This window comes from Streptomyces sp. NPDC048479, assembly GCF_040651435.1.
GTDB lineage: Bacteria > Actinomycetota > Actinomycetes > Streptomycetales > Streptomycetaceae > Streptomyces.
In genome coordinates this window covers 87,485-105,985 of the sequence record NZ_JBEZKA010000016.1, presented here as the reverse complement: position 1 = coordinate 105,985, position 18,501 = coordinate 87,485, and the positions used below count along the sequence as shown (strand labels likewise).

The following is an 18,501-nucleotide window of genomic DNA, read 5'->3' as shown; positions in this document are numbered from 1 at the left end:
GGCCGAGATTCTTCGGCAGCATGCGGCGACTTCATCGAGGATCTCGTCTGCGGTCTTCGTCCAGCCGAGCGGTCGGGGCGCCGTCACAGTGCCCTTCGCACGACCGTTGTTCCCCGACGTAGCGGGTACGTGGAGGGCACGGGCTAAAAAGTGATGGCGCCCACGCTCGTGCATCCTGCTTGGATCGACAGCATGACCGAACTCGTGGACCGATACGAAATGTCACCCGTCCATCTCGCTGTGGAGACTGACGATCTCGCGGAGCTGACTCGCCTCCTGGACGCCGGCGACGATCCGAATGAGTTCGACAGCCACAGCGGCTGGACTCCCCTGCTCAGGGCCATCGACGGTGAGGCGGATGGTTGTGTCCAGACCGGTCAACCGTTGGAAGCTGCGGGTACTGCTGTCCTGCTTGCATACGGGGCGGACCCGCAGCAGCCCTCAAGGGAAGGACTCACCCCATACCGTCTCGCGTTCCAGTCCCGGCATGAGATGGCCGTTCGGCTGATCGAAGCGCATATAGCCCGCCGCCGTACCGCAGGCTGAGCACGTGAGGTCGACGGAACGGCTTTGGCCGGTGTCCTGCCCGGTTTGGGGTCGTACATGATCAGGGGGCCGTACGCTTGCCGGCTACTCGGGCAGGCTTCACCCCTGCCCGCAATGTGTCCGAGTGGCCCCCTGGTCTTGCTCGACGCGGGACCCGAATCGGGGAGTGTGGGTAAAGCCGTGGAGTCGACCGTCCCCACCCCCCGCCGGCGCCGCCGCGCTGTGCGCGGCAACCTCTGATCTCTGATCAGACTGCTACCGCAGTTCAGGAGGCCGGGAAAGCAGACGCCTCAAGCGTCAACTGTGGTGTTCTCCCGAGCTTCCGCCTGCTCTCCGGTGCTCTGGTGCCCTGGTGTCTTTGCAGCCTTCTAAGGGTCACTCGGACGGATGGCGAGCATGGGGCGGAGCTGACACCGATGACGGCCCCACGACGGCCCAGGGAGAGTGAGGATGCCGGAAACGCGCAGGTCAGGCGGTACATAGCCGGACAAGCCGATCTACTGAGGCTCGTAGCTGTGCGGGAGGGCCCTGGACCGGAGTGCCGGTCCGGGGCCCTTCGCGCTGCCGGCTGCTACGAGCAGGTCTTGCCGTTCGCCGGGACCTTGCCGTCCAGGAGGTACGCGTCCACCGTGCCGGTCACGCAGGTGCCATTGCCGTACGCGCCGTGCCCCTCGCCCTTGTTGGTGAGCAGCACCCCGACGCCCGCGCCCAGCTCGTCCGCCATCCGCTTCGCGCCCTCGTAAGGCGTCGCGGGGTCGCCCGTGGTGCCGATGACCAGGATCGGAGCCGCGCCCTCGGCGGCTACCTCGGGAGTGTCCGACTCGCCCGGCACCGGCCAGTCCGCGCACCACCCCGCCAGGTCCCAGGCCAGATAAGGGCCGAAGACCGGCGACACCTTGGTGAACTCGGCCAGATGGCGCGATGTGACCTGGGCGGCCGTCACCCGGCCTTTGGTGTCCGCGCAGGATATAGCGCGCTGCGAGTGGTCCTGGGTGCTGTAGTGGCCTTTCTCGTCCCGGCTGTTGTAGGCCTCCGCCATCTGCAGGAGGCGGGTGCCGTCACCGTTCTCCGCCTCGTTCAGCGCCTTGGTGAGGTATTCCCATCTGTTCTCGGAGTACAGCGGGAAGACGATCCCGGTGAGCGCCAGGCTCTGGGTGAGCGTGCGCCCCTCGACGGTGGGCAGCGGCTTGCGGTCCAGCTTGCCGAGCAGCTCGACCACACGCGCGGTGCCGTCCTTCGCGCTGATGCCGCGGCTCTTGAAGTAGTTCTCCAGGGCGCGCTGGAAGCCCAGCGCCTGGCCTCGCGAATGCGCGGCGTAGTCAGCGGTGGGATCGACCACCGCGTCCAGGACGAGTCGTCCGACGTCCTTCGGGAACAAGTGGGCGTAGATGCCGCCCAGTTCGGTGCCGTAGGAGAAGCCGAGGTAGTTGAGCTTGTCGTCGCCGAGGACCTGGCGCATCAGGTCCATGTCGCGGGCGGCGTTGACCGTGCCGACATGCGGCAGCACCCGCCCGGACTTCTTGGCGCAGCCCGCGCCGAAGGCCTTGGCGTCATCGAGGTACGCCTTTTCCTCCGCGGGTGTGTCGGGGGTGAAGTCCAGTCTGTGCCCGGCCTCGATCTCCTGGTCGCCCCGGCAGGTCACCTCGGAGCTCTCCGCCACGCCGCGCGGGTCGAAGCTGACCAGGTCGTAACGGCTGTGCAGCTTCTTGAACTGATCGGCCGAGCCCGGCAGTCCGGCGACACCCGAGCCGCCGGGACCGCCGAAGTTGAAGAGGAGTGAACCGATCCGCTGGGACCGGTCCTCGGTCTTCGAGCGGATCAGCGCGATCCCGATCGTCTCGCCCGTCGGCTTCTTGTAGTCGAGCGGGGCCTTGAGCCGGGAGCACTGCCACTCATCGCCCGGCGCCTTCGCGTAGCTGCCCTCCGCCTTCACGGGCGCCGCGCAACGCTGCCAGTCGAGCTTCTGGCCGGTGAGGGTGGCGGGCAGGACCGGCTCGCTCGGCCTGCTCGGGGCGGCCTTGCCCGGGGCGGTCCGGGAGGCCGAGGGCTTGGCGGTGTTCTTGCCGTCGCCCCCTGCCGCGTCCGAACCGCTGTCACAGCCGGTGATGGCGCCGGCCGCCAGCACCGCCGCAGCGGCCAGCGCCCCCGCCCGTACCCGCGTCGTCATGGATGCCCCCCCGGGCTTCGAAGATAGTTTCGACATCCTATGCGGGCCTACTGACACACCGTTCCGGCGGCGGGAGCCTTGCCGTCCAGGAGGTAGGTGTTCACTGCCTTCTGCACACACTTGTTGCCGCTGTTGTACGCGCCGTGGCCCTCACCCTTGTACGTGAGCTCGATGCCGACACCCTTGCCGAGCGCGTCGGCCATCGCCTTCGTGCCCTGGTACGGCGTGGCAGGGTCACCGGTGTTGCCGACGAGGACGATGGGGGCAGAGCCCGGGGCGGAGACATCCGGCGTGAGCCACATGCCGGGCACCGGCCACTCACTGCAGCCCAGCAGGCCCCAGCCCATGGTGTCGCCGAAGACCGGCGACACCTGGCGGAATTGAGGCAGTTTCGCTCTGGCCGCCTCCAGGGTGAAGCGGTCCTTGTAGTCGACACAGTTGATGGCCGAGTTGGCCGCCTGGATATTGCTGTAGTCGCCGTTCTCGCTGCGTCCGTTCAAGGCGTCGGACAGTGCGAGCAGCAGCGCGCCGTTGCCTCCGTCGGCCTCGTCGAGACCCTGCTCCAGCAACGGCCAGTACTCCGTGGAGTAGAGGGTCTGCGCGATGCCGTTGGTGGCTTCGGTCTGGGTCAGCTTCCGGTCGCCGCTGCCGGTGATCGGCTGCTTGTCGAGCTTCTTGAGGAGGGCGATGATCCAGTCCTGGATCTCCTGCGGTGTCGAGCCGGGGATGGGGCACTTGTCGCCGCGGGCCACGCAGTCCTTGGCCCAGTCGGTGAGGGCCAGTTGGAAGCCCTTGGCCTGGCCCAGCGCGCTCTGCTCCGAGGTCGCGGTCGGGTCGACGACGGCGTCGAAAACGGCTCGGCCCACGTTCTTCGGATACAAGTGTGCGTAGACGCCACCGAGTTCGGTGCCGTACGAGATCCCGAAGTAGGAGAGCTTCTTGTCACCGAGGACCTGGCGCATCAGGTCCATGTCGCGGGCGGCATTGGTGGTGCCCACATACGGGAGCTCGTTGCCGGAGTTCTCCTTGCAGGCGTCCGCGAAGGACTTCAGACTCTCGACGAGGGACTTCTCCTCGGCAGCGTCGTCGGGGGTCCAGTCCTGAGCGAAGTACGCGTCGAGCTGACGGTCGTCCTCGCACTCCACGCCAACGCTGCGACCGACCCCGCGCGGGTCGAAGCTCACCAGGTCGTAGCGGGTGCGCAGGGTCTCGAAGTCCGCGGCGACGGAGGGCAGCGTGCTGACCCCGGAGCCGCCGGGACCACCGAAGTTGAAGATGAGGGAGCCGATCCGCTTGCTTTTGTCGAGCGCCTTGGCGCGGATCAGGGCCAGCTCGATGGTCTTGCCGTCCGGCTCGGCGTAGTCGAGCGGGACGTCCATGAAGGAGCACTCCCAGGTGGTGCCGCCGGGCAGTGGCGAGGGCTGGGTCCCGCCGCCCTCGGCCTCCGAGGGGGCCGGGCACTTCTGCCAGTCCAGCGTCTGGGAGGCGAGATCCTCCGTCCGGTCCTGCTCCGTCTTCTTGTCGCTGCTGTCGGAGCAGCCGGCGGCCAGCAGCACGGTGGCGGAGGCGGCGAGTGCGACAGCGCGCAAGGCGGCGGAAGTGGTCGGCATGCCGTCATCGTCCGCCGCGAGCGACCCGGCCGCGCGGGACGGCGGTCCATGCGGGTGGCGACGGAGCGTAGCGGCGGCGGGGCGGCCGTGCGGGGACCGCCCGGCCCGGCTAGAGCGCGCCCTTGCGGGTGAGGTGGTTGAAGGCGAACCACCCCGGCAGCACGGGCAGCCAGAGCGTCATCATCCGGTACAGCAGGACCGCCGGCGCCGCCACCTCCTTCGGCACTCCGGCCAGGACCAGACCGAAGGTCAGCGCGCCCTCGACCGCGCCCACACCGCCCGGCGTCGGTGCCGCCGAGCCCAGTGCGTTGCCCGCCAGGAACACCACGGCGATGCTGGCGTAGCTCAGCGGCTGGTGGCCGTTGTCGAAGGCCCGGATCGACGCGTCCAGACACATCACGAACACGCCGGTCAGCAGCAGCATCCCGCCGATGCCGGTGAGCAGCTTCCCCGGCCGCTGCAGTACGTCGAGCATGCGCGGCACCACACCGGCGAACAGTGAGCGCAGCCGCGTCGAGACGAACTTCCGCAGGAACGGGATCGCGGTCACCACCAGCACCAGCACGGCGACCGTCAGCAGACCCGCGATCACCGTCCTCGACGGCGTGAACGACGCCGTTCGCTCGGTACCGGTCAGATAGCCGAAGGAGAGCAGCAGCAGGATGTGTGCGCCGAGGCCGAAGAGCTGTGAGGCGCCGACACTGGCCACGGCGAGACCGGGCCGTACGCCCGAGCGCTGGAGGAAGCGGGTGTTCAGCGCGACGCCGCCGACCGCCGCCGGGGCGACGATCTTGACGAAGGACCCGGCGACCTGCGCGACCACGGTCCGCAGGAAGCCGACCCGCTCCGGCACGAAGCCCAGCAGGCTCATCGCCGCCGCGAAATAGCTGATCGCGGAGAAGGCGACGGCCACCACCACCCAGCGCCAGTCGGCCTGCCGGAAGACCGTGCCGAAGTCGATGCCGGCGAGCTGCGAGAGCAGGAAGTACGCGGCGACCGCGCCGGCGATGAAGCTGATGAGCGTACGCGGCCTGATCCGCTCGAGACGGACCGGCTCGACCGGTGCCTGCGGTCTGATCAGCAGCACCTGCCGACGGATCTGGGAGAGCAGATCCTCCTCGCGCGCCTCGTCCATGGCGTCGTCCATGGCCTTCTTGTCGGCCTGCTTCTCCGCCCGTTCCGACTTGCGTGCGGCCTTGCGGTCGTCGGCCGACGCTTCCTCCGCCGCCCCTTCCGTACGAGCCTGCTTGGTGGCGGCGGACGCCTCGAGCACCGCATCCCGCTCACGCTGCGACCGCTCGCGGGCCAGCTTGCGCAGTGTCGCCCGGGTGGAGCGGCTCAGCGCGATCGGCTGGAGCAGCGGCAGACAGTCGGCGACCGCGTCCGGGCCGAGCACCTCGACCGCGGTGGCCACCGCACGCGCGGCACCCACCCGCAGCCCGATCGTGGTGAGCAGCTGCGCGATGTCCATGCGCAGCACCACATCGCCCGCCGCGATCTCGCCGCCGCGCAGATCCGTCAGGATCACCTTGCCGGAACGATCCACCAGAATCGCGTCGCCGGTCAGCCTGCGGTGCGCGATACGCCGCGACTGGAGCGCCTTCACCTGCCGCCAGGCCCCGCGCACCACATCGTCGGTGATCTCGTCGTCCGTCAGGGAGTCCAGGGAACGGCCGCCCAGGTGCTCGTACACCAGCATCACGGCGTCCGGACCGAGTTCCGAGGTGGCGATCAGCTTGGGGGCGTTTGCTCCGGCGGCGATCGCCGCGTACGCCAGCAGCGCCTCCTGCTCCAGCGCCTGACGCAGCGACTGGATGGAGCGGCGGGTGGTGATGGAGCGCAGCGTCAGTCGGCGCCACACCCGGTAGAAGAAGCCCTGCGCCTGCTGCTCGCGGTCGACGACGGTGACATCGAGCGGCGCGCCCTCCTCCAGCGTGACCAGATAGCGGCGGCCGCGGTCGCCCTGCTCGGCGGAGTCGGGAACGTCCTCGGAGCGCATCGCGGTGACCGGTCGGAAACCGACATGGCGCAGACCGGCCAGCAGGGTCTGGCCGGTGGGCCGTACGTTCGGCGAGCCGACGGTGTACAGCGTGCCGTACGCGACGGTCCAGCCGAGCAGCACGGTGAGGATGATCGAGAACGGGGTGGTGTAACCGGCGACCAGCATCGCGAAGGCGTCGAGCAGCAGCACCACCCACAGCACCACACGCCAGCGCGGCCGCCGGGCCATCCCCACGGCCGTCATATAGGCGATCACGGGCGCGAGATAGCCATGCACCGGATCGGTCAGCCCGCCGCCGCTCTGCGTCTGGGTCAGCGCGTCCTGGAGCGTGCCGGGCGCGGCCTTGGCGACCCAGAGATCGGTGGCCAGGGTGACGCCGTGCGCGAGGACGGCGGCGAGGACGCCGTCCGCGATCCGCAGCCCGTCCCGTTTGACCAGCCGCTCGATCGCGAAGGCGACGGGGACGAGCAGTACGGCGATGCTGGACGCCAGCCCGGCGATCTTGACCAGCAGGTCAGGGGCCTGCCCGGTGCCCTTGTTGATGTCCTGCTCGAGACCGGAGGTGGTGCCGTGGGCGAAGGCGGCGACGGCGAGCACCACGGCGATCGCCAGGATGCCGATGAGCAGCCGCAGCAGATCGGAGGGGCGGTGGACGCGGGCGGCGAGCAGTGGTTCGTCCCCGGAAACCCGGTCGACGCTGGTCACGTCCGTGACGTCGGTCGCCCTGGTCGAACCGGTCGCCCCTTTCTCCCTGGTCGAATCGGCGGATCCTTTCGCCCCGGTCGCATCGCTCGCGTCGGCCTGCGGAGCGGGCGCTTCCGGGTACGACTCGGACTCAGGGGTGCTTGCCGCCTTCGGAGGCTGCACGCCCTGCTCCTTCGCCGTCTCGGTCTCTTCTTGATCTCGTATCACCAGTCACCGCCCGCATGATGGTGGCACGACCGGACGGCAGAGGGGGGCATCAGGGTGCATCGCGGGGACTTGAGGCACGTGAGATACGCCCCTCTGCCTCTCCGGTCCCACTCCCTCCACTGTGCCTGCTGTCGGAGGCGTTGTCGGTGGCGTGCGGCAGGATGGGCCGGATGGACGAGCTGCCGGAGTACGCGGAGCGGGTGCTTGAGGTCGCCGAGCTGATCCCGCCCGGCCGGGTGATGACGTACGGAGATGTCGCGGAGTGGCTCGGGCAGGGCGGGCCGCGCCAGGTGGGCCGGGTGATGGCGCTGTATGGCGGCGCCGTGCCCTGGTGGCGTGTGGTGCGCTCGGACGGCACGCTGCTGCCCGGGCACGAGCTGCGTGCCCTGGCGCGGTACCGCACGGAGGGCACGCCGCTGCGCGAGGCCTCGCGAAGTGCCGAAGGCCATGTGCCACGGCTCGACATGAAACGCGCGCGATGGGACGGCGAAGGTGGTGCGGGCGGCAGCGCTCACATATGACAGCTTCGGCCGATCGGTGGCACCAGGGGCGCGCCGGGGACTGTACGGCGTACGAAGACCGTACGGAGCCCCGGTGCGCGGCTGACTCACTACGTCCCCGCCCCGCGCTGGCGTAGCGTCGTCGGCGCGCGGCACGAACCGTTCCACCCGCGGCACGAACCGTTCCACCCGCGGCACGAACCGCTCCATTACCACCAGCACACCCACCAGGACCGGCGATCCACGTGAGCTCCTCCTCCACCACCGGGCGTACGACGTACCAGCAACAGGTACGGCGGCGGACCTCGGGCGCGTACCGACTGGTGCGTACCCCGCCGGGCCCGGTGCATCCCCCTCTCCTGGACGCAACTCAGCGCGCGGTGGTTGACCACGGTCACGGTCCGTTGCTCGTTCTGGCAGGTCCGGGCACCGGCAAGACGACGACGCTGGTGGAGGCGGTGGTTGCGCGGGTCGCGAAGGGGGTGGATCCGGAGCGGATCCTGGTCCTCACGTTCAGCCGCAAGGCGGCGGTGGAGCTGCGGGACCGGATGGCGCTGCGGCTGGGTGGTGCGCGGGGGCCGCAGGCGACGACCTTCCACTCCTTCTGCTACGCACTGGTCCGCGCCCACCAGGACGCGGATCTGTTCTCCGAGCCGCTGCGGCTGCTGTCGGGCCCCGAGCAGGACGTCGCCGTACGCGAACTGCTGGCGGGCCAGCTCGGCCTGGAGGCCGAGGGGCTGGTGCGCAATCACTGGCCGGACGAGCTGCGGGCGTGCCTCACGACGCGCGGTTTCGCGGACGAGGTACGGGCGGTGCTGGCCCGGAGCCGGGAACTGGGCCTCGGCCCTGACTCCCTGGCGCGCTTCGCGGCCCGCACCGGCCGTCCCGACTGGGGGGCGGCCGCGTCATTCCTCGCCGAGTATCTGGACGTCCTGGACATGCAAGGCGTCCTCGACTACGCGGAACTGGTGCACCGCGCGGTCCTGCTGGCCGAACGGACCGCGTCCCCGTACGACGTGCCGCACCCCTCGTTCCTCTTCCCGTACGACGCGGTGTTCGTGGACGAGTACCAGGACACGGACCCGGCCCAGGTGCGGCTCCTCCAGGCGCTGGCCGGCCAGGGCCGGACGCTGGTCGCCTTCGGCGACCCGGACCAGTCGATCTACGCCTTCCGCGGCGCGGACGTGAACGGCATCCTCGACTTCCCGGACGCCTTCCGGCACGCGGACGGCAGACCCTCTCAGGTGTCGGTCCTGACCACGTCGCGTCGCAGCGGGTCGGGTCTGCTGGCGGCGACCCGGCTGCTGACCCGGCGGATGCCGCTGCCCCGCCTCCCGTCGGAGAAGGCTCGCGCCCACCGGGAGCCGGCGCCGGTCCGCGGGGGCGGGCGGGTGGAGACGTACACCTTCCCGACGGCGTCCACGGAACTCGACAACATCGCCGACATCCTGCGCCGCGCCCATCTGGAGGAGGGCGTCCCGTGGAACGACATGGCGGTCCTGGTCCGCGCGGGTGGCCGCACCATCCCCTCGGTCCGCCGCGCGCTGACGTCGGCGGGCGTCCCGCTGGAGATCGACGGCGACGACGTCCCACTGCGCCACGAACCGGCCGTATCGCCGCTACTGACGGCCCTGCGCACGGCGGCAACGGCCGCGCTGCGGGGCCCGGCGGGACCGCGGGAGGGGACTGCGGAGGCCTCCGGTTCCGCCGGGGCACCGCCGGCGGATGCGGATTCGACACCGGATGCGGCGCCGGGTGCGGATGCGGCGCCGGGTGCCGAGGCGTCCGAAACCGAGACCCCCACCCCCTGGCTCACCACCGAGACCGCTCTCACTCTGCTCACCTCGCCCCTCGGCGGGATGGACGCCGCCGACCTCCGGCGGCTCGGCCGCGCCCTCCGGGACGAGGAGCGCGCCGGTGGCAACCGCGTACCACCGCCCTCCGACCAGCTCCTCGCCCGCGCACTTGCCGAGCCCGAGCGCCTCGTCGCGCACGACCCCGCGTACGCCCGCGGCGCCCAGCGGATCGGCGGCCTCCTGCGCAAGGCGCGCGAGCTTCTCGAAGGCGGCGGCACCGCCGAAGAGGCCCTCTGGGAGCTCTGGGACGGCACCCCCTGGCCGCAGCGACTCGAGCGCGCAGCTCTCCGCGGCGGCGCGGCCGGCCGTAACGCCGACCGCGACCTCGACGCCGTCTGCGCCCTCTTCGACACCGCGGCCCGCGCCGAAGAGCGCACCGGCGGCCGCGGCGCCCTCAACTTCCTCGAAGAGGTCGAGGCCCAGGACGTCGCCGCCGACACCCTCGCCAAGAGAAGCGTGCGCCCCGATGCCGTACGCCTGATGACCGCCCACCGTTCCAAGGGCCTCGAGTGGAGCCTGGTCGTCGTCGCCGGTGTGCAGGAGGGCCTGTGGCCGGACCTCCGCCGCCGCGGCTCGCTCCTCGAGGCCGACCGCATCGGTCACGACGGCCTCGCCGAGCCGCTCACCCCCGGCGCCCTCCTCGCCGAGGAGCGCCGGCTCTTCTACGTCGCCGCCACCCGCGCCCGCGACCGCCTCGTCGTCACTGCCGTGAAGGCCCCCGCCGACGACGGCGACCAGCCCTCCCGCTTCCTCACCGAACTCGGCGTGGAGCCCAAGGACATCACCGGCCGCCCGCGCCGCCCCCTCGCCGTCGCCGCGCTCGTCGCCGAGCTGCGCGCCACCACCGTCGACCCGCAGGCGACGGACGCGCTGCGGGACGCCGCCGCCCGCCGCCTCGCCCGCCTCGCCGCGCTCACCGACGACGAGGGCCAGCCGCTCGTACCGGCCGCGCACCCCTACCGCTGGTGGGGCCTGTACGAGCCGACGCAGAGCCAGATCCCGCTCCGGGACCGGAACCAGCCCGTCACCCTCTCCGGCAGCGCACTGGACCAGCTCGCCAACACCTGCGCGCTCCAGTGGTTCCTCGGGCGAGAGGTGAAGGCGGAAGCACCCGCCACCGCCGCCCAGGGCTTCGGCAACGTCGTCCACGTACTCGCGGACGAGGTCGCCTCCGGACAGACCCCCGCCGACCTCGCCGTTCTCATGGAGCGCCTCGACTCGGTCTGGAACGCGCTCGTCTTCGACGCTCCCTGGAAGTCGCAGCAGGAGAAGGAGCACGCGCGCGTGGCGCTCGAACGCTTCCTGCGCTGGCACGTCATGGACCGCGGCGGTCGCGGCGGCCGCACCCCCGCCGCCACCGAGCACGACTTCGACGTGACGCTCGAGGCAGGGGAGTACGAGGTACGGATCCGGGGCTCCATGGACCGCGTCGAGGAGGACGCCGAAGGGCGCGCGTACGTCGTCGACTTCAAGACCGGCAAGCAGACACCCACCAGGGACGAGGTCGCTGCCCACCCCCAACTCGCCGTCTACCAGCTCGCGGTGCGCGAAGGGGCGCTCGACGAGGCCTTCGACGGCCGTCGCCCGGAACCCGGCGGCGCCGAACTCGTACAGCTGCGCCAGCCCGCCGCCAAGAAGGACGGCGGCGACGGCCTCCCCAAGATCCAGGCGCAGGAACCCCTGAGCGGCGCATGGGTCGGTGATCTGCTCGCCACCGCCGCCGGACGCGTACTCGACGAGCGCTTCACCCCGTCCACCGGGCAGCACTGCACCCACTGCACCTTCCGCGCCTCGTGCAGCGCACAGCCGGAGGGACGCCAAATCGTCGAGTGACCGCCGCCGACGTTCGGTGTTGTGGTCCATGTGGTCCATGTCACGTCGGCTCCCTGCATCCAAATGAGGTCCGCGACAGTCGCATAAACGTGCGATAAGCGGGATCTACAGGGAGAGACACATGGCAGCCAATCGGAAGTTCCTGGTTTCGGCGATGGTCTGTGCGACTGCGATCGCCGGACTGGCGGGCTGCTCCAAGGACACCAAGGCCAAGGGCAACTCCGAGGAGAAGGCGAAGGAGCCGGCGGCCGCCACGACCTCTAAGGCTCCGGCGGACCCGTTCGCCGGCCTCACCGCCGACCAGATCGGCGACAAGGCCCTCACGGCCACGAAGGCCGCCCGGTCCATCCGGATGGCGGGCCAGATCAAGAGCGACGGCGAGCAGCTGACCGTCGACTTCGCGGTCGACACCAAGGGCGCCTGTACGGGCAAGATGAGCGTGGAGGCCGGCAAGGCCGAGCTCCTCCAGGCCAACAAGGTCATGTACATGAAGGGTGACGAGAAGTTCTGGCGCGCCTCGATGAGCGAGGACGGCTCGTCCGGCAAGGAGACCGACAGCGTCGTCGAGCTGATGAAGGGCCGCTGGATGAAGATGCCGGCGGGGAGCTCCGGCGACATGGACGGTGTCTGCGACCTCAAGGCCATGATCGCCGACATGGACAAGGACAAGTCGGAGCGCAAGGGCATGACCAAGGGCCCCGACGCCGAGGTCGACGGTCAGGCCACGGCGACCGTGGTGAAGAAGGCGGCCAACGGCGAGACGACGACCATGTACGTGGCCAAGGAGGGCGAGCCCTACCTGCTCAAGGTCGTCAAGGTCGGCGGCGACGAGCCCGGCACGATGGTCTTCAGCGACTACAACAAGCCGGTGAATGCCGTGGCTCCACCGGCCGACCAGGTCGTCGACCTGGAGAAGCTGGGCGCGGGCTCCGGCACCGGAGCCTGACGCGGTTGAGGCCGAGGGGGACCACCGCTGTCAGTGGTCCCCATTAGCCTCTCTGAGGTGACCGCACGCATCACCGACCCCGAGCAGCTCAAAGAGCTGCTCGGTATCCCCTTCACCCCGGAGCAGACGGCCTGCATCACCGCGCCGCCCGCCCCGCAGGTCATCGTGGCCGGAGCCGGTTCGGGGAAGACAACGGTGATGGCGGCGCGGGTGGTGTGGCTCGTCGGGACCGGCCAGGTCGCGCCGGAGCAGGTCCTCGGCCTCACCTTCACCAACAAGGCTGCGGGCGAGCTCGCCGAGCGCGTCCGCAAAGCTCTCGTACGGGCCGGGGTGACGGACCCCGACGCCATCGACCCCGACAACCCGCCGGGCGAGCCCCGTATCTCCACGTACCACGCCTTCGCCGGACAGCTCCTCACCGACCACGGACTGCGCATAGGCCTGGAGCCGACCGCGCGTCTGCTCGCCGACGCCACCCGCTACCAGCTCGCCGCGCGTGTGCTGCGCGAGGCGCCGGGGCCGTACCCCTCGCTGACGAAGTCCTTCCCGTCCCTGGTCAGCGACCTGCTGGCACTCGACGCGGAGCTCGCGGAGCATCTCGTACGGCCCGAGCAGCTCGGCGCGTACGACTCCGAGCTGCTGAGCGCGCTGGAGAGCGCCCGGCTCAGCAACGCCGAACTGCGCAAGGTCCCCGAGGCGGCCGCCGCACGCCGTGAGCTGCTCGAACTGACCGTCCGCTACCGCGAGGCCAAACGAGCCCGCGACCTCCTCGACTTCGGCGACCAGATCGCCCTCTCGGCCGAGCTCGCGCTCACCAGGCCCGAGGTCGGCGCCATCCTGCGGGACGAATTCCGGGTCGTCCTCCTCGATGAGTACCAGGACACGTCCGTGGCTCAACGGCTGCTGCTGTCCGGCCTGTTCGGGCAGGGCACCGGCCATGCCGTGACCGCGGTCGGCGACCCCTGCCAGGCGATCTACGGCTGGCGCGGCGCCTCCGTGGCCAACCTGGACGACTTCCCTGCGCACTTCGCGTACGCCGACGGCCGCCCCGCCACCCGCTTCTCGCTCAGCGAGAACCGCCGCAGCGGCGGCCGCCTCCTCGACCTCGCCAACGGCCTCGCCGAGCCTCTGCGCGCCATGCACGAGGGCGTCGAGGCGCTGCGGCCCGCCCCCGGCGCCGAGCGCGACGGCATCGTCCGCTGCGCCCTGCTGCCCACGCACGCGGAGGAGATCGAGTGGCTCGCCGACTCCATCGCCCACCTCGTGCGTACGGGAAAGGAGCCCGGCGAGATCGCCGTCCTGTGCCGTACGGCGGGCGACTTCGCCGAGATCCAGGGCGCGCTGGTTGCCAGGGACGTCCCGGTCGAGGTCGTCGGCCTGTCCGGGCTGCTGCACCTCCCCGAGGTCGCCGACCTGGTCGCGATGTGCGAGGTCCTGCAGGATCCGGGCGCCAACGCCTCTCTGGTACGTCTGCTCACCGGACCGCGCTGGCGGATCGGCCCGCGCGACCTGGCGCTGCTGGGCCGCCGGGCCCGGCTGCTGGTCCACCGCACCTCGTCCGACGAGAAGGACCCGGACGAGCGACTGGCCGCCGCCGTCGAGGGCACCGACCCGGCCGAGGTCATTTCGCTCGCCGACGCGCTCGACACATTCCTGGAGTCGGCCGGCGGGGAGGACGACGGCCTGCCCTTCTCCACGGAGGCCCGGGTCCGCTTCGCCCGCCTCGCCGCCGAACTGCGCGACCTGCGCCGTTCGCTCGCCGACCCCTTGATGGACGTACTTCACCGGGTCCTGACCACCACCGGCCTCGAGGTCGAACTCTCCGCCTCACCGCACGCCCTGGCCGCCCGCCGCCGCGAGACTCTGGCCAACTTCCTGGACACGGCGGCCGGATTCGCGGCGCTGGACGGGGAGGCGACGCTGCTCGCCTTCCTCGCCTTCCTGCGTACCGCCGCGCAGTACGAGAAGGGCCTGGACAACGCCCTGCCGGGAGGCGAGAACACGGTCAAGGTCCTGACGGCCCACAAGTCCAAGGGCCTGGAGTGGGATGTCGTGGCGGTCCCGGGCCTGGTCGCCAAACACTTTCCGAGCGACCAGGCGCGCGAGGCCTGGACCTCCCAGTCCAAGGTCCTCCCGCATGCGCTGCGGGGCGACGCGACGACCCTCCCGGACGTCCCGTCCTGGGATGCGAAGGGGCTCAGGTCCTTCAAGGAGTCGATGAAGGACCACCAGCACACCGAGGAACTGCGCCTCGGCTACGTCACGTTCACCCGCCCCCGCTCGCTGCTCCTCGGCTCGGCCCACTGGTGGGGCCCGACCCAGAAGCGCCGACGCGGCCCTTCGGCGTTCCTCCAGGCGCTGTACGACCACTGCGCGGAGGGCTTCGGCGAGATCGAGGTCTGGGCGGACGAGCCTGAGGAAGACGCGGAGAACCCGGCGCTGCACACGACGACGGCGTCGCAGGCCTGGCCGCTCCCTCTGGACGCCGCATCCCTGACCCGCCGCCGCGCCGCGGCGGACACGGTGCTCTCCTATCTGGCCAATGCGTCGGCGGATGCCTTTGAGGAACCCCCGCCCCTGGACGGGCCCCTGGACGGGCCCCTGGACGGGCCCCTGGACGGGCCCCTGGACGGGCCCCTGGACGGGCCCCTGGACGGGCCCCTGGACGGGCCCCTGGACCCCGACCCCGACCCTGTGGATCTGCCGGACTGGGACGACTGGGAGCCCGAGCCGTTCAGGGAGGGCGACGACGACCAGGGTCATGAGCCGGACCCGTGGCACGACCCGGTTGTCCCGGCTCAGAGGGGCCGCCGCGAAGCCGGCGCCGGGGGTGTGGGGGCGTCAGCTCCCATGTCCACCACCACCCCTGGGGGGTCTGGGGCCCTGCCCCCGATTTCGAGAAGGGGCGGGGTGGGGGGCATCCCCCCGCACCCCGAAGACGCCCGCACCATCGCCTCCTGGGACCGGGACCTCGACGCCCTCGCCGGCGAGCTCCGCCGCACCCGCGCCACCGTCCGTGATGTCCTCGTACCGCCCTCTCTCTCCGCCTCGCAGCTGCTGCGCATCGCCGCCGACCCCGACGGCTTCGCCCAGGAGCTGGCCCGCCCCATGCCGCGCCCCCCGCAGCCCGCCGCCCGCCGCGGCACAAGGTTCCACGCCTGGGTGGAGTCGCGGTTCGAGGAGCTCCCGCTGCCGATGCTCGGCCCCGACGAGCTTCCCGGCGGCGACGCGGACGACCCCGAGATCGCGGACGAGCACGATCTCGCCGCGCTCAAGGAGGCCTTCGAGCGCACCCCGTACGCCCACCGCACCCCGTACCGCGTCGAGGCTCCGTTCCAGCTCACCCTCGCCGGCCGTGTCATCCGGGGCCGTATCGACGCCGTCTACCGAACCGACCCGGGCGACGGCGACGGCAAGGGAAGCGGCAACGGCAACGGCGAGCCGCACATATACGGCAAGGCGCACACGGACGGCGTGCCGCACACATACGAAATCGTCGACTGGAAAACCAGCCGCACCCGCACCGCCGACCCTCTCCAACTCGCCGTCTACCGCCTCGCCTGGGCCGAGCAGCACGGCCTCCCCCTCGAAGCCGTCAGCGCCGCGTTCGTCTACGTTCGCAGCGGAGAGATCGTCCGCCCCGGCGCCCTCCCCGGCCGAGCCGAGCTGGAGCGCATCCTGCTGGGCGAGACGGCCGGTGGGACAGCCACCGGAGCCCGTTAGGCTCAAGTGCATGAGCGACACCCCGGACAGCGCCGTCCGTACGTACATCAATCAGCACAGCGCCGCCTTCCTCGACGACCTCGCCGACTGGCTGCGCATCCCGTCCGTATCGGCCCAGCCCGACCACGACGCGGACGTACGGCGCAGCGCCGAGTGGCTCGCGGCCAAACTCAACGAGACCGGCTTCCCGGTCGTCGAGGTCTGGCCCACGCCCGGCGCCCCCGCGGTCTTCGCCGAGTGGCCGTCCGGCGAACCGGACGCGCCAACCGTCCTGGTCTACGGCCACCACGACGTTCAGCCCGCCGCTCGCGAGGACGGCTGGCACACCGACCCGTTCGAGCCGCAGATCGTCGACGGCCGGATGTACGGCCGCGGCGCGGCGGACGACAAGGGCCAGGTCTTCTTCCACACCCTGGGCGTACGGGCCCATCTCGCCGCCACCGGCCGCACCGCCCCCGCGGTCAATCTCAAGCTGCTGATCGAGGGCGAGGAGGAGTCCGGCTCCCCGAACTTCCGCGCTCTCGTCGAGACCGCCGCCGGCCGCCTCGCCGCCGACGCAGTGATCGTGTCCGACACCGGTATGTGGTCCGAGACGACCCCCACCGTCTGCACCGGCATGCGTGGCCTCGCGGACTGCGAGATCGCGCTGTACGGTCCCGACCAGGACATCCACTCCGGTTCGTTCGGCGGCGCCGTGCCCAATCCGGCCACCGTCGCCGCCCGCCTCGTCGCCGCGCTGCACGACGATGACGAACACGTCACGATCCCCGGCTTCTACGACGGCATCGCGCCGCTCACCGACGCGGAGCGCGAACTCTTCGCCGAGCTCCCCTTCGACGAGGCGTCATGGCTGAACACCGCCAAGTCGCACGGCACCCTCGGCGAGGCCGGCTACTCCACCCTGGAGCGCATCTGGGCCCGCCCGACCGCCGAGCTCAACGGCATCGGCGGCGGTTACCAAGGCCCCGGCGGCAAGACGATCATTCCGTCCTCCGCCCAGCTGAAGCTCACGTTCCGCCTTGTCGCGGGCCAGGAACCGGAGAAGGTGGAGCAGGCCATCGGCGACTGGGTCGCGGCCCGCGTCCCGGCGGGCATCCGCCATGAGGTCACCTTCGCGGCGTCGACCCGCCCCTGTCTGACCCCGCTGGACCACCCCGCGCTGCAGTCGGTCGTACGAGCCATGGGCCGCGCCTTCGGCGGACAGAAGATCCGCTTCACCCGCGAGGGCGGCTCCGGCCCCGCAGCCGACCTCCAGGACGTGCTGGACGCTCCCGTCCTCTTCCTGGGCATCTCCGTACCGTCCGACGGCTGGCACGCGCCCAACGAAAAGGTCGAACTGGACCTGCTCCTCAAGGGCGTGGAGACGACCGCCCACCTGTGGGGCGACCTCGCCGCCGCACTCCGCTGACCTGAACCCAATCCACCCGGGGGAGTTGGAAATAACTGTGAGCACCATCAGTAACGGCACCACACACCGCTCGATCGGTCTCACCGCGCCGAGCGGTATCGACCGCGAGGCGCACCACCGCCTCGACGAGGCCTGGCTGGCGGCGGCGTGGAGCCACCCGTCGACCCGGGTCTTCGTGGTCTCCGGCGGTCAGGCGCTGATCGACGACACCCCCGACGGCCGCACCGAACTCGTCATGACGCCCGCTTTCGAGGCTCCTGTGACCGAGACCCACCGCTACTTCCTGGGGACGGACGAGGAGGGAGTGCGCTACTTCGCGCTCCAGAAGGACGCCCTGCCGGGACGTATGGACCAGTCGGCCCGCGCGGCCGGACTGCGCGAAGCCGGACTGCTGCTCTCACAGCGCGACGCGGGCCTGCTGGTGCATGCGGTCGCGCTGGAGAACTGGCAGCGGCTGCACCGTTTCTGTTCACGCTGCGGCGAGCGCACGGTCATCGCGGCCGCGGGCCACATCCGGCGCTGCCAGGCTTGCGGAGCGGAGCACTACCCCCGTACCGACCCTGCTGTGATCATGCTCGTCACCGACGAGGAGGACCGCGCGCTGCTGGGCCGGCAGGTGCACTGGCCGGAGGGTCGCTTCTCGACGCTCGCCGGCTTTGTGGAGCCCGGCGAGTCGATCGAGCAGTCCGTGCGCCGCGAGGTCTGGGAGGAGGCGGGAGTCACGGTCGGCGACGTCGAGTACATCGCCAGCCAGCCCTGGCCGTTCCCGTCCAGCCTGATGCTGGGCTTCATGGCGCGGGCGACGTCCTCCGAGATCAATGTGGACGGCGAAGAGATCCACGAGGCGCGCTGGTTCTCCCGGGAAGACCTGCGGGCCGCATTCGAGTCCGGGGAGGTGCTGCCTCCCTACGGGATCTCGATTGCGGCCCGTCTCATCGAGCTCTGGTACGGCAAGCCGCTGCCGAAGCCCGGAGATGTCGCCTAGCCGACCGGCCGGG

At 70.9% G+C, this 18,501-nt stretch carries 10 protein-coding genes; 7 read left to right on the top strand and 3 right to left on the bottom strand.

The window, feature by feature from the left end:
- Positions 1–192: 192 nt before the first annotated feature.
- Positions 193–546: an ankyrin repeat domain-containing protein gene (locus AB0D12_RS24390; protein ID WP_362686595.1), complete on the top strand. Its 354-nt coding sequence runs from the start codon at positions 193–195 to the stop codon at positions 544–546.
- Between the two features lie 571 nt (positions 547–1,117).
- Here AB0D12_RS24390 and AB0D12_RS24385 read toward each other — a convergent pair.
- From AB0D12_RS24385 to AB0D12_RS24375, 3 genes are all read right to left on the bottom strand, one after another.
- On the bottom strand, positions 1,118–2,713 hold the full coding sequence (locus AB0D12_RS24385) for an alpha/beta hydrolase (RefSeq protein WP_362686592.1): 1,596 nt from the start codon (positions 2,711–2,713) through the stop codon (positions 1,118–1,120).
- A gap of 47 nt (positions 2,714–2,760) precedes the next feature.
- Positions 2,761–4,323 (bottom strand): alpha/beta hydrolase, encoded by a 1,563-nt coding sequence (locus AB0D12_RS24380; protein ID WP_362686589.1) that lies wholly within the window; start codon positions 4,321–4,323, stop codon positions 2,761–2,763.
- A gap of 109 nt (positions 4,324–4,432) precedes the next feature.
- On the bottom strand, positions 4,433–7,192 hold the full coding sequence (locus tag AB0D12_RS24375; protein ID WP_362686586.1) for a lysylphosphatidylglycerol synthase domain-containing protein: 2,760 nt from the start codon (positions 7,190–7,192) through the stop codon (positions 4,433–4,435).
- A 215-nt stretch (positions 7,193–7,407) separates the two neighbouring features.
- Between AB0D12_RS24375 and AB0D12_RS24370 the strand changes: the two genes are divergently transcribed.
- From AB0D12_RS24370 to nudC, 6 genes are all read left to right on the top strand, one after another.
- Positions 7,408–7,758 (top strand): MGMT family protein, encoded by a 351-nt coding sequence (locus tag AB0D12_RS24370; protein WP_362686583.1) that lies wholly within the window; start codon positions 7,408–7,410, stop codon positions 7,756–7,758.
- Positions 7,759–7,982: 224 nt separating this feature from the next.
- Complete coding sequence (locus tag AB0D12_RS24365) at positions 7,983–11,426, top strand: ATP-dependent DNA helicase (RefSeq protein ID WP_362686580.1); 3,444 nt, start codon at positions 7,983–7,985, stop codon at positions 11,424–11,426.
- A 121-nt stretch (positions 11,427–11,547) separates the two neighbouring features.
- Complete coding sequence (locus AB0D12_RS24360; protein ID WP_362686577.1) at positions 11,548–12,372, top strand: hypothetical protein; 825 nt, start codon at positions 11,548–11,550, stop codon at positions 12,370–12,372.
- Positions 12,373–12,429: 57 nt separating this feature from the next.
- Positions 12,430–16,095, top strand: a complete 3,666-nt coding sequence (locus tag AB0D12_RS24355) for an ATP-dependent DNA helicase (protein WP_362686574.1) — start codon at positions 12,430–12,432, stop codon at positions 16,093–16,095.
- Positions 16,096–16,105: 10 nt separating this feature from the next.
- Positions 16,106–17,503 carry a dipeptidase gene (locus AB0D12_RS24350; RefSeq protein WP_362686571.1) on the top strand — a complete coding sequence of 466 codons (1,398 nt, stop codon included), beginning with the start codon at positions 16,106–16,108 and terminating at the stop codon, positions 17,501–17,503.
- Between the two features lie 37 nt (positions 17,504–17,540).
- Positions 17,541–18,488 (top strand): NAD(+) diphosphatase, encoded by a 948-nt coding sequence (gene nudC, locus AB0D12_RS24345; RefSeq protein ID WP_362686568.1) that lies wholly within the window; start codon positions 17,541–17,543, stop codon positions 18,486–18,488.
- Positions 18,489–18,501: the final 13 nt, after the last annotated feature.

Bases quoted from the DNA above. Each gene is read 5' to 3' on its own strand.
- AB0D12_RS24370 (WP_362686583.1), top strand. From the start codon at position 7,408: ATGGACGAGCTGCCGGAGTACGCGGAGCGGGTGCTTGAGGTCGCCGAG.
- AB0D12_RS24390 (WP_362686595.1), top strand. From the start codon at position 193: ATGACCGAACTCGTGGACCGATACGAAATGTCACCCGTCCATCTCGCT.
- AB0D12_RS24385 (WP_362686592.1), bottom strand. From the start codon at position 2,713: ATGACGACGCGGGTACGGGCGGGGGCGCTGGCCGCTGCGGCGGTGCTG.
- AB0D12_RS24350 (WP_362686571.1), top strand. From the start codon at position 16,106: ATGAGCGACACCCCGGACAGCGCCGTCCGTACGTACATCAATCAGCAC.
- AB0D12_RS24380 (WP_362686589.1), bottom strand. From the start codon at position 4,323: ATGCCGACCACTTCCGCCGCCTTGCGCGCTGTCGCACTCGCCGCCTCC.
- AB0D12_RS24360 (WP_362686577.1), top strand. From the start codon at position 11,548: ATGGCAGCCAATCGGAAGTTCCTGGTTTCGGCGATGGTCTGTGCGACT.